The 14,366-nt window shown below is 51.3% G+C and carries 11 protein-coding genes; 2 read left to right on the forward strand and 9 right to left on the reverse strand.

Annotation, left to right across the window (positions count from 1 at the left end):
• Positions 1-52 precede the first annotated feature (52 nt).
• The 9 genes from DFP95_RS10385 to nikB form a co-directional block, all read right to left on the reverse strand.
• Entirely contained in the window at positions 53-2,035 is a 1,983-nt protein-coding gene (locus DFP95_RS10385; protein WP_245987518.1) for an ABC transporter substrate-binding protein, read from the reverse strand.
• Between the two features lie 35 nt (positions 2,036-2,070).
• Complete coding sequence (locus DFP95_RS10390) at positions 2,071-3,570, reverse strand: Vps62-related protein (protein WP_115992543.1); 1,500 nt, start codon at positions 3,568-3,570, stop codon at positions 2,071-2,073.
• A gap of 699 nt (positions 3,571-4,269) precedes the next feature.
• Positions 4,270-5,424 carry a substrate-binding domain-containing protein gene (locus DFP95_RS10395; protein ID WP_115992544.1) on the reverse strand — a complete coding sequence of 385 codons (1,155 nt, stop codon included), beginning with the start codon at positions 5,422-5,424 and terminating at the stop codon, positions 4,270-4,272.
• Between the two features lie 111 nt (positions 5,425-5,535).
• A complete protein-coding gene (locus DFP95_RS10400; protein WP_115992545.1) occupies positions 5,536-6,309 on the reverse strand; it encodes a class I SAM-dependent methyltransferase in 774 nt (257 codons plus the stop codon).
• A 29-nt stretch (positions 6,310-6,338) separates the two neighbouring features.
• A complete protein-coding gene (locus tag DFP95_RS10405; protein ID WP_245987520.1) occupies positions 6,339-7,997 on the reverse strand; it encodes a nickel ABC transporter substrate-binding protein in 1,659 nt (552 codons plus the stop codon).
• Between the two features lie 18 nt (positions 7,998-8,015).
• The gene (locus tag DFP95_RS10410; protein ID WP_115992546.1) at positions 8,016-8,819 is read right to left on the reverse strand and encodes an ABC transporter ATP-binding protein; all 804 of its coding nucleotides are present in this window, start codon (positions 8,817-8,819) and stop codon (positions 8,016-8,018) included.
• Entirely contained in the window at positions 8,752-9,657 is a 906-nt protein-coding gene (locus DFP95_RS10415) for an ABC transporter ATP-binding protein (RefSeq protein WP_115992547.1), read from the reverse strand. Before DFP95_RS10415 ends, DFP95_RS10410 begins: the two co-directional genes overlap by 68 nt.
• Positions 9,658-9,679: 22 nt before the next feature.
• Positions 9,680-10,501 (reverse strand): nickel transporter permease, encoded by an 822-nt coding sequence (gene nikC / locus DFP95_RS10420; protein ID WP_115992548.1) that lies wholly within the window; start codon positions 10,499-10,501, stop codon positions 9,680-9,682.
• A 13-nt stretch (positions 10,502-10,514) separates the two neighbouring features.
• On the reverse strand, positions 10,515-11,453 hold the full coding sequence (nikB, locus tag DFP95_RS10425) for a nickel ABC transporter permease (protein WP_115992549.1): 939 nt from the start codon (positions 11,451-11,453) through the stop codon (positions 10,515-10,517).
• A 296-nt stretch (positions 11,454-11,749) separates the two neighbouring features.
• On the opposite strand from nikB, the gene DFP95_RS10430 reads away from it, so the two are divergent.
• Both DFP95_RS10430 and DFP95_RS10435 read left to right on the forward strand, forming a co-directional pair.
• Positions 11,750-13,777 carry a Na+/H+ antiporter gene (locus DFP95_RS10430; protein WP_115992550.1) on the forward strand — a complete coding sequence of 676 codons (2,028 nt, stop codon included), beginning with the start codon at positions 11,750-11,752 and terminating at the stop codon, positions 13,775-13,777.
• A 109-nt stretch (positions 13,778-13,886) separates the two neighbouring features.
• Complete coding sequence (locus tag DFP95_RS10435) at positions 13,887-14,288, forward strand: VOC family protein (RefSeq protein WP_115992551.1); 402 nt, start codon at positions 13,887-13,889, stop codon at positions 14,286-14,288.
• The last annotated feature ends 78 nt before the right edge of the window (positions 14,289-14,366 follow it).

Here is a 14,366-nt window from a genome sequence, read left to right on the forward strand (position 1 = left end):
CTACGCAAAAAAATGGGGGAGGACAAGCTCCCCCATCATTTTCGTATAAAAATTATTCGAAATAGAATTGTTGCGGGTGGGCAATTCCGATGCCTCTGAATTCGTCGGCGTTCACGAGAGCAGGCACGTTCTTCACGTTGTTCTTGACGACCGTGAGGTAAGGCGTTGCGGCCGTGTAACCGATCATCCATTGATTCTTCTGGTGAAGCTTAATGATTTCGTTGCTCCACTTCGTGATTTCCTCTTTGGATTTGGCGGACTTCACCTTATCCCAATATTCCAGAATCAGCGCGACGTCGCCTTCCGGCTTTACGCCTTCTTTGCCTCCGGAAGAGGTGTACAAGCCGTAGTGACCGAACCAAGGCGTAATGACGCGCAAAGGCACAAGCTCATCCGGTCTTAAAGCTACGTCCACTAACGATACGGTTTTAACCGCAACCGGGATTTTGTTCGCATACTTCAGGTCGAAGTAGCTGCCTTGGTCGACGATCTTCAATTCCGTCTTGATACCGGCTTGATCGTAATACTTTCTAAGCAACTCGATGAATTTTTCGTCATCCGAACCCTTTTCCTCGTAAATCAACAAGGACAGGTTGGAGCCGTCGTCGAACGTTCTGTATTTATGATTGCCGTCCCATTTCAAGCCGATTTCGTCGAAGAGCTTCTCGGCTTTCGCCGCGTCGAATTCCGTCCACTGCTTGTCCCATCCGTCTTGGTGACCCGGAAGGCTTGCAGGTACGGCAGCTTGCGCCGGCACGCCGACTCCGCTCGTAATAATTTCCGACACTTCGTTGCGGTCAACGGCGACGGACAGCGCTTCTCTGAAACGAATGTCCTGGAATAGCTTGCGGAGCTTCGGATCTTCCGCCGTTTGGTTCAATTGAACCCCCGTGCTGGACCAGTTCGGCGTTGTCCAAGGGATAACGCGATACCCGCCTTTTTGCTCGTTTTCCTTAAGTACGGTGTAATCGGCGAAACTAAACTGGCTAATATCCACATTACCCGCTAACGTTTCTACCAGCTTGTGGCTAGGGTCTTGCATTTTATCCAATACGATACGATCCATGTATGGAAGCTGTTGACCTTCCGCATCCGTCTTGAAGTAATAAGGGTTACGCTCCATGATGAACCGGTTGCCGGTGGCGTCATTCGTGGCTACCCATGGGCGAAGCGTAGGACGTTGAGGGTATAACCAGTAGTAATAGCCTGTCCATTGACCAAGCGTCTTCGTATCCGCGAAGCCGTATTCCTTAGCGACTTCAAGCGCTTTGTCTTCGCCGATAAACTCGGGAAGAATCGTTTTGTAATAATGAGCCGGCGCGAAGAACCATTTGTTATCGATGGTCAGACGCTCCAGGAATTGTACGCTGGAATGCTTGAAAGCGACTTTAACCGAGTAATCGTCCACTTTCGTGACTTCGGCTCTTTCTTTCTCTCCCGTTGCGGGATCGATAGAATAGTAGCAATCGTATAAAGCTTTACCGAACGTTTCCGGAATCAGCATGTGCTCCCAGTAGAAAACGACGTCGTCCGCGGTAAAAGGCATACCATCGGACCATTTCATACCTTGGCGCAAATGAATAACGAATTCCGTGGAATCGGCGTTCACGTCAACGCTTTTCGCCACGTTGGGCTCTACGCCGGAGCCGTCTTGCTTGAAGCGGAACATAGGCTCTTCCGTCATCATCTCGATGCCCCATTTGTCGTCCGGACCGTTCCAAGGATTGCGCCATTCTCCGCCGTATTTACCGATGGACTCGAATACCGGCTCGATCATGACATCGGCTTTAACCGGGAGACGTTGGTCGACGGCCGGAAGAGTTCCCGCTTTAACTAATTCTTGAAGCATAGGAGCTTCTTTGTAGTCTCCGCTGCCCGCCGTTGAAGCGGATGGAGAAGCCGAGGGTGAAACGGATTCCGATGGCGACGCGCTTTCGCTGTTCGTCGGTGCCGCGTTGTTGTTTGCCGTGCAGCCCATAATGGCCGTCATGGCAAGCAACAACACAGCGCTTGCTAACCCTAACTTTTTGCTCACAGTAACTCTCCACTCTCTCTACGTAAATTTATCTATTAATCCAGCAGAATATCGCTGGTTAATGAAGTTTTCTCTTGCGGTCCCGACGGGCCTTCGGCAAACAGCGGTTGGCCGAAGAAGGTGCCGACTTGCGGATTACCGAAGCGCCATACCGCGCCGCCGGCCGGATTCGTGTAGTCTTTGTTCAACCAAGTCGGCCAAGCGTTTCCGAGACCGTTGCCCGTCGCTTGGTTCGGGTAATACTGGAACGCCTGAATGTTGTTCCACGTATCCCATGCCGTTCCTTGATTCGCGACGTCGGTCAGTTGATCGATGACCAACTCCTGATATACATGGACTCCCGCGTCCTTCCACATCCCATGCGACCCTTCCGCGGAATAAGCTACCGGATGCGTTCCGTTGATCTTGTTCACTTCGTCCCATCTGTAGGTCGTTCCGAATGAATGCGATCCATAGTACACTTGCACGGGCTTCAAGTAGCTCGTGTTGTTATCTACGAATTTAGCCATTCTGACGGTGATTCGTTCCCAATCGCCGACATGGTCGCCGACTTCCGTGCCAAGCACGTTCTTGCCTAAGTCGTAAGGCGTGAATTGGAAGTATACGAAATCGACGTTGTTATACTCCTTCTCTACCCAGAACGCATAGATAGGCGCATTGGCCAAATCGCCTGCGAAGTAAGGCAGCTTAAGCGTTAACGGATCAAGCGTCGTTTTCGTTTTGAACTCGTATTTACCCGAGTTGGCGTTCAAGTAACGATCCACGTAAGGGAAGGTAAATTCCACGGACGACGGGAAGTAATCTTCTCCTTGCGCAAACCAAATCCTCGGAGCGAAGGTCTGTAATAACTGGCGTTTAGCGACTTCGCTGTACGAATTGCCGGGAACGGCAACGCTTGTCGCATCCAACGGCGAAATGGCTTCAACCTTGATGCTGGATACGTCGTCATTGAAGTCGTCCACGTACATCGTGTCGGCGGTTAATACTTTAGAGCCGCCGGAGAAATTGTAGTTCTGGTACAAGGTTACTTTATAGCCCGGCGCGATTCTCAGGGAAGAGATTTGATCGTTGCCAACGCCGGACTGCAAGGTGCTCACATCATGATTACCGACATCGAATGGCTGTTCGGTCCCCGTGTAGGTAGCATCCGAGTAAGCCGTAACCGGCAAGTGAGTCGTTCCGATCGCTTCGACTTTGAGACTGGACGTCTGGTCGTTGAAATCTTCCACCCACGCGGAGTCCGCAGTGAATATCTTGGATCCGCCGCCGTAATTATAATTTTTATAGAGCGTTACCCTATAACCCGGCGTTACCTTGATCGAAGAAATCTTGTCGTTTCCGATGACGGCCGCGAGCTCGTTCACGTTGTAGAAGCCGACGGATAATTCCATGGCGGTTCCCATATAATCGACGTCCTTGTACACCGTTGCCGGGGACTGTCCAGCCGCGCTCGTTTCCTCCGAACCAACCGCGATCGTCGAGGCTACGATTGTCGTAACAAGCGCGACGGAAAACATTTTCTTCAGCATTCTCATTAACCAATCTCCTCTGCATGAAGTTTAATTTCACGTTAGCGGATACCAGTTGCATAGCTTCAGAATATGGTATGCCATTGACATATACAACGATTTCGAACTATTAATTTTGTTAACATGTCCACCTCGATTTCATTAATTTTGTAAACGGGTTAACGCAATATAAACTAGTAAAATATGCTGATTCAATAAGGTTTATGCCTCCGATAAAGCTCCCCGCTTGATTGCGCCGATCGCTCTTGCTTTAGATATGTCAATGATATATTTACTCACTGAGAGAATTGTTAATTTTGTAAATCGTTTCTGTAATTAAATGTAAGATCGTGCGAAGACTGAGTTACCTGCTTAGTAAGCTATCAGGAGTCATCTCGGGTAAAGACCATACTTTTCCAATAACGATGTCTTTCATCGTACTTGTAAATAAAGTTCAAGTTGTAAGTTAGATAAGGATCTTTTTCATTACTATTGTTCTAACTTTGTTCTACTTCTTTCCAAAAACCGATCCATAGTGATGTTCTTCATCGTACTTTAATTCAAAAATAGCTCATTTGGTTGAATAGCGATGATTACCATTCTACTTACCTTGATTCATTACCTAGTAACGCAGAACGAATACAACAAAAAAACGCCCGGCTGTTACCGTTGCTTATGAGGCAACGGTTAACAGTCCGGACGTCTATCGGCGTTCTTCAAAAATTCCTACTCCGCCTTTAAATCGCGGACGGATCCGCGTTCGACAATCGATGTATTTAATTTAATCGTAATGGCGCCTTCTCTCGAGTTCTCCATTCTCTTAAGAAGTCGCTTGACCGAAGCTTGTCCCAGCTGCTCCGTCGATTGCCTGGCGGTCGTCAAAGGAACGGGCAGCAGGCTTGCGAGTTGAATATCGGAAAAGCCGACGATGGATAGCTGTTCGGGAACGGTTTTGTTCAAGGAGAAAGCCGTGTATTGACAAGAAGTCGCCAAATAATCGTCCGTGCACACCACCGCGGTCAAGGAAGGATTACTCCTAAGATAAACTTCCAGCTGCGGGTTGGCAGCATTCAGGTTATCCATGTACTCTTCCGTGCAATGCAGTAAAATATTAGGGCTGTTAATCGATAGATTACGGTCAAGCATCGCCTGTACGTAGCCTTTGTAACGATCTTCCCTGCTCGTCACTCCATCGAACGCCATCGAAATATAGCCGATCTCCTTATGGCCTTTATCGATCAAGTACTCGGTCAGGCTATAGGTCCCTTGATAATGGTCGTGATATACGCAATCGATGCGAACTTCCCTGAAGATCCGGTCGATGATGACGAGGGGGTAATGCAGCAGGATCATCCCGAGCACCTTCTCGCTGCAAGTCTTCCTGCCCCGCGGGTACAAAATAATGCCGTCAATGCCGTCATCGTACAGCTCCTGCAGGCATTCGCTTTCATCTTCCTTATCCATCGAAATTCGAATGATTAGATGGCAATTGGCTTTCCTTGCCTCCACTTCCGCGGAAGCGATAATGCTCGCCGTATAATCGTCCATATTCGGAAATACCATCGCGATTCTTTTCTTTGCGGTTCGCGTAGCGGCGGAGATCGCTACCGCGGGAGGCTCGTCCATGTCCGCATGCGGTTGATTACCCGACACGAAGGTGCCTCTTCTCGCCAGTCGGTAGACGGTTCCTTCCTTCGCCAAAATTTCCAACGCAAGCTTCGTCGTCATTCGGCTGACCGAATAGAGCTTGGCTAATTCGCCTTCCGAAGGAACCGGATCGTGAGGTTGCAGCTTCCTGCGCCGAATTTCCTCTTTGACCTTCTCGGCCGTTTGCACGTAAAGCAATGGTTTTCGTTCCGATTTATGGGCTTGGGACTTCATCCGGCTATCCCCTCGACTCTTAAATGTCAATAACATTGAAATATCAACTGTATACTAACAAATATAAGGCGAGGTTGCTACTTAATCTTAATAAGTCCGCGGGATTCGGAATTAAAGCTTCCGGCCGGTCTCGGCTTTCCTTGCTACGATCATAAATCTTACGCCCGTTTGATATCCGTATTTCAGATATTGCAAGGACCGTCTGTATCCCGGAAAATAATCGCGCCTGCTCGTCTCGAGGATGAATCCCAGCTTCTCGAGCGCTGTCTCGTCCGCTTCGGGACGTAACACCTGCGTGAAAGGCAGTCGGTCTAACGACGACCGATCTTTTCTGGTCCGTCTACCCATTCTTCGCTCCGTCAACAAGATGAGAACCCAAGACAACGCAAACCATAGCCTATATTTTAAATCTTTCCGCTCATCGAATAAATAATTGCCGTCGAACACGACCAACCTTCCACCCGGCTTCAGAATGCGATGCCATTCGGCATAGGCGCCAGCCGGGTCCGGCAAAGTCCATACGACGTCCCGGCAAACGACGGCATCGTAGGAATCGTCGCTCTCGCGATACAAATCCGAGGTATCCCCTTCATAGACCGGCACGTCGATTCCCGCTTCCCGAAAGTTGCGGGCTGCCGTCTCGACCATGCCGGGCGAGGCATCGACCGCCGTAGGCCGGTGCCCCATTTCAGTCAGCAGCAAGGAGAAAAATCCGGGTCCGGTTCCCGCATCCAGCACGCGCCGGTCTTTATGCAATCCCAACCCTTCCTGCAGAAGCTCTCTCCAAATCCGCACCGATCGTCGATTATGTAGCTGCGATTTTACGACCTTATCGTAACTTGCGGCTCCGGAGGTCCAATAATCGGATATGTCCTTTAGCGGCATTTCCGTCACCACCCTCTTGAATAGTCGTTTTATTTCGAAACATCAAGCTCGTTCCAAACAATCGGGGAGAAAGACGCGTAGCCGAGCTTGAAATTCTTGACTCGCTTATTCACCGCGTAGATGTCGTCGGGATAATATAACGGCGCATAGATGGCTTGTTCCCTTGCCCGCTTAAACCAGGCATCGTACTTCGCCTGCCTTTGTCGGATGTCGGTTGAGGCCACCGCTTCATCTATAAGCGATTCCAACAGCGAATCGGACCAGGCAACCGCCGGCGTATCGCCCGTCGAATGAAACAAGGATAGGAGGAAAGCATGCGGATTGTACGCATCGGAATACGTTCGGTAAATGATCAGATCATACTCCCTGCTGGTCCATAGCGCATCGTAATAAGCATTCGATTCGAGCATGCGCAGCCGAATTCGAATGCCCGCCTTCAGCAGTTGGGCTTGAACGTATTCCGCGATCGGTTTCCATTCGGGATATTCGGTTTGTTGCAGCACTAAGCTTAGCTCCAACGGTTTGCCGTCCTTGTCCATGATCCCGTCCCCGTCGGAATCCGCATAGCCTGCTTCCCGCAGAAGTTGCCTCGCCCGATCTTCGTCGTATCCGTACCATTCGTTATTGCTCTCCGTCACGTAAGGAACCGTCAACGGAAATAAGCCATGCGCTTCGGAACCCGCTCCCTCGAGCAGCTTGTCGACAATGCCCTTCTTGTCGATTGCTAGGTTGATAGCTTGACGCACATTGACGTCCTGAAGAGAGGCACGATCGTAATTGTAGATTAGAAAATGCGAGCTCGTCCCCGCTGACCGTTGAATGGACAGCTTGTCGTCCGATTTCAAGAGCTCGAGATTTTCGGCGGGAATCTTGCCCGATTGGCCGCCGGCAATATCGACCGAGCCGCTCTGCAGCGCGAGAACCCGAGCCTGCGCATCCGGTATAACCTTCAGAATAATCTTTGATAGACGAGGCGCTTCGCCCCAGTAATTCGGATTGCGGACCAACACGGCTTCCTGATCCTTCTCGTAGCTATCGACGACCCAGGCGCCCGTTCCGATCGGTTTCGCGAATTTCCCCTTCGGATCGCCTGCCGGTTCGACGGCGGTAGGGCTAATGATTCGAACCGGACGGGCAAACGTCAATTCGGTCAATAGGGGATAGTAGGCTTCGCCGAACTCGAATCGAATCGTCGCCTCGTCTATCACTTTGATTTCCTTCAGCCCTTTGGACACGTTTAACGATGAATTGGCCGGATCGCCAATCCAGCGATCAAAGGAGAACTTCACCGCATCCGCGTTAAACGCCGTACCATCGGAGAAGACGACTCCCTGCCTCAAATGGAACGTATACGTTTTTCCGTCTTCGGAAATGTCCCAGGACTCCGCGAGCGATGGAACGATGCTTCCTTTCTCGCCGTACTCTACCAAGCTATCGTATACCATCGGATGCACCTCGATAGCTCCTTTATAGGCTCCGGCATCCAATTGATCTAAGGCCGGATCCGCAGCCACCGCCACCGTTACCTGCTTGTCGACATCCGTTTTCGCATCCTGCGACGGCAACGAGGATGAGGGTGCATTAGCGGCCGTTTCATTCGACCCGCAGCCCGACAATAACACGATCGTCGCCAAGGCTGCCGTAAGCCAACCGATTTGTATTCGAAACATTCTTGATCTCTTCTTCAATGGGAATATCTCCTTCTGCTAAAACCTGATTTTTCTGTCGCGAGGATTTAATGCCGGTACGGCATTCCATAATTCGCGGGTGTAAGGATGGTTGCAATCCGCAGCGATCCGATCTCCCTTAACGGTTTCGAGCACTTTGCCGCGATGCATGACGGATACTTCGTCGCACAGCTCCGGAACGAGGGACAAATCGTGGGTAATAAATAAATACGTAAGATTCAATTGCCGTTTCAACCTGAGAAGAAGCTGCAGCATCGTCTTTCGATGCATGAAATCCTGGCTCGAGAAAGGCTCGTCGCAGACGAGCAATTCCGGCCGCGACGCCAGAGCCCGGGCAATCCCGACCCGCTGCTGCTGTCCCCCGCTCAGTTCATGAGGGTAACGGTTCAGAACTTGCCCGTCCAAGTCCACCAGGCTAAGCCATTCGATCACCGCCCTCCTTCTCTCCCGGACGGACAATCTTCCGTTATTATCGAGAGGTTCGGCCACGATCCGTTCAATCGTAAATAGCGGGTCGAACGTGGCGACGCTATTCTGGAACACAAGCTGCATCCGCGATCGCAAAGGTCTCATCCTCCCGGCGCTCCAACCGGTAATGTCGATTCCGTCGAACGTCACCCTTCCGGACGTTGCCGGCTCCAAGCCGAGCAAGAGCTTGGAGAGGGTGGTTTTGCCGCAGCCGCTTTCCCCGACAAGACCAAGCGTCATTCCTTGCTTGATCTGCAACGAAACGCGATCGACGGCTACTACTTTCTCAGCTTTGGTTAACCACCTCCTTCGATGTTCGTAAATCTTGGATAAATCTGCGGTTTCGAGCAGCATGGTTTCCCCTCCTATCCGAAGACGGGGACTCTTCCATCGATCTCTCATATAGGAAACGACTGTCCAGCAATTCGCGTGTATAAGGATGCTTCGGCTGCTCAAAGATATCGTAAACGTCGCCGGATTCGACGATCTCGCCTTCTTTCATCACGTATACGAAATCGGCCAACTCCGCGACGACCCCCAGATCATGGGTAATCAGAAGGATGCCGATCCCTCTCTCCCGTCGAAGCCTGTCCAGCTCATCCAATATTTGCGCTTGTATGGTGACGTCCAGCGCAGTAGTCGGTTCATCCGCTATAAGCAGGCGCGCTCCGGAGACTAGAGCCAGAGCAATCATCACCCGCTGGCACATACCGCCGCTAATCTGGAACGAATAACGCCTCAACAGCCGCTCCGGCTCCGCCAGCCCGACTTGCTCGAGCTGAACGAGAGCGATATCTCTCGCTTCCCTTCGGGAGACTCGTCGATGATGGACAATCGTTTCAATCATTTGATGACCTATCGTGAACGCCGGATTCAGGCAACTCGCCGGGTTCTGGAAGATCATCGCCATGTCTCTCCCTCGAATTCGGCGAAGCTCCCCCGGCTTTCGCGTTAATAAATCTACGTCTCCAAGCCATGCCTCGCCGGCAGTTACTCTTCCGGACCGCTCGAGCAAACCGAAAACGGCTTGCGCCGTAACGGACTTCCCGCTGCCGCTCTCCCCGATCAACGCGACGATAGATCCGGCCTTTACGTCCAGACTGATTCCTCGTACCGCTTCGAAGGTACGATCGCCCCGATCGAACTCGATGCTTAGCTGCCTTACGCTCAGCAATGTATTCCCTGAGTGCATTCTTTTCTCTCCTTCGTTTTTTCTATGTTTCGATCCGGTCTCTCTTCCGCAGTCCCTCGCCAAGCAAGTTAAATCCGATCGTCACCGTCATGATCGCGAGACCCGGATACAGCATCAGCCGAGGAATCGTCTGCATGTAAGGTCGACTGTCGTTCAGCATGACTCCCCATTCCGGCGTCGGAGGCTGAGACCCTAAGCCCAGAAAAGATAATCCCGAAATCGAGAGCATGATCGTACCGATTTCGAGCGAAGCAAGCACGAGCATCGGCCTGGCCGCGTTCGGGAGAATATGGCGCAGTACGATCTGTGTCGGCGAACCGCCGGAGGACCGCGCGGCCATAATGAAATCCTTCTCTTTGATCTGCATGACGATGCCGCGAACGATTCTGGCATAGCCGGCCCACCACACCAGAACGAAAGCCAGAAGCAGGTTAGCCAAGCTTGGCCCCAATAATCCGGTAATCGCTATCGACAAAATCAGGCTCGGGAACGCGAGCAGCATATCGATCGTTCTCATTATGAAACGATCCGTCCTGCCGCCGGCGAACCCCGCAAGCAATCCTAACGGCACGCTGATGGATAGAGCGGCTCCCAACGCGAGCATGGAATAAAACAACGACGTCCGCGTGCCCATAATCAATCTGGACAAAACGCAACGTCCCATTTGATCGGTACCGAGCGGATAATGCAAAGAAGGCGGGCTTAATCTGATATCCAGATTAATAAGCAGCGGATCCGATGGCGTAAGGTAAGGCGCGAAGATGCCCACGCACACGGCTAATGCAACGAGGCTTCCACCGGTCCATAAGGATACCGCTCTCCATGAAATGGTTTTCCGTTTCATTTTGCCATGCTCCTTAAAGTGATTTGCCCAGACGAATTCTCGGATCCAATAGCGTATATCCGATATCCACCAAGAAATTAACGGCGACGACGATTAGCGCCATTAATAGAACATAGCCTTGAATAACGATGTAATCTTTCATAAATATAGCGTCTATGGCATACTTGCCGATGCCCGGCCAAGCGAAGATCGTCTCTACGACAACCGATCCGCCAAGCAAATGACCGCACTGAACGCCGAACAGAGTCAATACCGGAAGAAACGCATTACGTAACGCATGGGATCCGACGATAACGCTCTCTTTTATACCTCTTGCCCTCACCGATCGTACATAGCTTTGTCGCAGGGCTTCTAGCATTCCTGCCCGGATTAGCCGGATATACGTTCCGCACATTCCGAAACCAAGCGTAAGCGCGGGCAACCAAACGCTTGAGAATCCGTCCATTCCGGTCACCGGGAACAGCTTCAACCGTACGGCTCCGTAATAAATAAACAGTAATCCTATCCAGAAGCCAGGCATCGAAGCGCTAATCAGCGTTAGAATTCTCCCGAATATATCGATCCAGCTCCCCGGATATTTCGCCGATGCCACACCTAACGGCAAAGCGATTATCAACAAAATCGTAACGGCCGAAGCCGCAAGAGCAATCGTAGCCGGGAATCTGTCAAGCAATTCGCTTATCACGGGTCTGCCGCTGCTATAAGAGATCCCCAAATCCAAATGAAGCAATCGCCATAGCCATAGTCCGTATTGCACGTAGATAGGCTTATCGAGACCCATCTCCGCCCGCACCGCGACGATCTCTTCCTCCGAAGGCTGTATGCCGCCGGAGCGGAGCAAGATTTCCGCAGGGTCGCCCGGCGCGATGCTCAATAATCCGAATGAAAGGATCGAAATGCCGAACAAAACCGGAACGGTATGTAACAATCGACGCAAAACAAACTTAAGCATATATCAGCCCTCTTATACTAAAATGTAATAATTACGATTATAATTCATGTGAGGTCATCGAATGGACCGAACGATTGCCGCTACAGTAAATCCTCGTTTGTTAATTGTAATTATTACGTTTAAATGTGTCAACACTTGTTCGCTGAATATTGTATGGTTTAATTCTCGCATGGCAATTATACAAAAGTCCGCAAACTATTCGATCCTTGAGAGAATGCGCTTTTAACGGGTAACATAAGGGGTCTGCCGGACTGAAATCCGTCACGCCCCTTCTTGAAAGGAGAAACAACCTCTAGATGGAACTCTTCATAGCGATACTGGTTCTCCTTGCTCTCATCGGAATATCCAACGTCATTAATCGTCAGCTTCCGTACCTGCCCGTGCCCCTTATTCAGATCGCGCTCGGGAGCGCCGTAACCTTCCTCCCGTCCGGCGTTCACATGCCGCTCGAACCGGAGCTTTTCTTCCTGCTGTTCATCGCTCCGCTTCTGTATAACGACGGCAAGAAAACGCCCCGCAGCGAGCTTTGGCGTCTTCGCGCTCCCATTCTCCTACTCGCAGTTGGCCTTGTCTTCACGACGGTATTCGTTATTGGATACGGCATCCATTGGATGATTCCCTCTATTCCGCTCCCCGTCGCATTCGGGCTTGCCGCCATTTTGTCCCCGACGGATGCTGTATCCGTTAACGCGTTGGCGGGCAGAATCCATTTGCCCAAGAGCCTGATGCACTTGCTCGAAGGGGAAGCCCTGATGAACGACGCCTCCGGCCTCGTCGCCTTCAAATTCGCGACGGCGGCCGCGGTAACCGGCGTGTTCTCGTTACCCAAAGCTAGCTTAAGCTTTGTCATAATCGCCATCGGAGGCTTAGTCGTCGGTGCCCTATTAGCCTCCTCCATCACCGGAATACGCTACTTGCTGCGCCGTTCGGGTCTTGAAGACGAGACGATGCACATGCTCATTCATATATTAACTCCGTTCGCCCTGTATTTAACCGCCGAGGAACTAGGCTTGTCGGGTATATTGGCCGCGGTTGCCGGGGGCGTCATGCATGCGGTCGAACGCGACCGGTCCAACAAGGCCAAACCGCGCGCGAACGAGCTGTCGGACAACACTTGGTCGGTTATTCTGTTCCTATTGAACGGGCTCGTATTCGTTATTTTAGGCTTACAAATTCCCGACGTATTCAATACGATATTTTCGAGTCCCGATTTCAACAATTACGAGGTCGTCGGTTATGCCTTGATCATCTTCGCCATGCTGATCGTGCTTCGGTTTCTATGGACATGGGCGTTCTCGCAAGGCGGCAAAATCGTCGGAGGCTCCATCGGCCAAGAGAAGTTTTCCTTCAAAATCCTGGCCATGACTTCAATATCCGGCGTCAGGGGAGCCATAACGCTGGCGGGCGCCTTCTCGATCCCCCTGATCGTGGAAACCGGCGCTCCTTTTCCGCAGCGGAGCTTGGTCATTTTCCTGGCGGCGGTCATCATTCTGTTCTCGTTGATTACCGCGAGTATCGCTCTCCCGCTGTTAGCCAAGCAAGACGGAATTAACGATGAAGCCGAGCGCGAACAAATGGAGCGCCACGGGCAGATTAAGATGATGAGCGCCGCCATTCTGGCGGTCAAGCAGGCTAGGGACGAAACGAACGAAGCTGAATCTTCGGCCGTCCTCACCGATTATAGCCGGTGGATCAGAGAGTTTAAGCCCGGAGCGCCTAATTACGGATATCGTCTCATGCCCGGCAAAGAGGAAGGATTGCGTCTCGGCGCTCTGGCCATAGAACGCGAAGAAACGCGTAGCTTGCTCGCAAACGGCGAAATAAGCAAGGAGCACGCCGCTATGTTCTTAAGAGGATTGGAGCAGTTGGAGATGGCCTTGTCCAGGTCGTCGCATCTCTGGTACGTCATCCTAAGATCCACGGTCAGGGCGATCAAGGGAATGCTGTACAAGGAGGATTCGAGGCTCGCGGCCAAGCTGTCGAGAGCCGATCGGGAAGCGCTTAGAACGATTAAGTTCCGGACAAGCTGCGCGGTCGTGGATTCCTACGAGGAATTATGCAGAGGCCCCGATAAGAACGAGGCTACGGATATTCTTAAGCATTACAAGCTAATCAAAGATAAGTTATCCAAGCCTTATCCGGCGTTGCAAGGATATAACGAAGGAAACGATGAAGTCAAAAGAGATTTGCATTGGATAGCTATCCAGGCGGAGAGAGATACGGTTCAAAGGCTATACGAGGTAGGAGAAATCACCCGGGACATCGCCAATGGACTCCGAAGGACGATCCGGGACCGGGAGGCATTCATTCTGGAGCAGGAATAATTGTTTCATAAGCCTAACGTATAGCAATCGATAAGAAACGCGACAATTGCCATTATGGTACATTATGCATATACGATTCTAACGACTTTCATTGAAAGGATGTTTGAAAATGGGGAATTTGAAGCCTTTCATTACCTCGGAGGATGCTAGATCGCAAGCGGAGTTCTACCTTCAATCGCTTGGCGGCGAGATTGCGTCCATTAGTACTCATGGCGATCTGATGGGAGCGCAAAATGAATTCAAGGACAAAGTCATGCATATGTGCGTGCTTGTTGCCGGAGGGAATGCCATCTTCATGGCGGATGCGATCGAACCGTTTACTCCGGGAACAGGCATCTCGCTGGCCTTGGAACTCCCGACGGAAACCGAAGCCAGCGAGGCGTTCGCGAAGCTTGCGGTTGGCGGCAACGTAAAATATCCGATAGGATTGCAGCCGTTCGGCTTGTTCTTCGGCGAACTGACCGATAAATTCGGTATCCATTGGATGATTACCGCCGCGCCGAAGTGGTAGAATCCTAATTTGTACTCCTAAACTAAAACAGCCTCCCCCGACGAAATCGTCGGTAAGGAGGTTGTTTTGGTTTAATTG

Source organism: Cohnella lupini, from assembly GCF_003386205.1.
In the GTDB taxonomy this organism is placed as follows: Bacteria; Bacillota; Bacilli; order Paenibacillales; family Paenibacillaceae; genus Cohnella; species Cohnella lupini.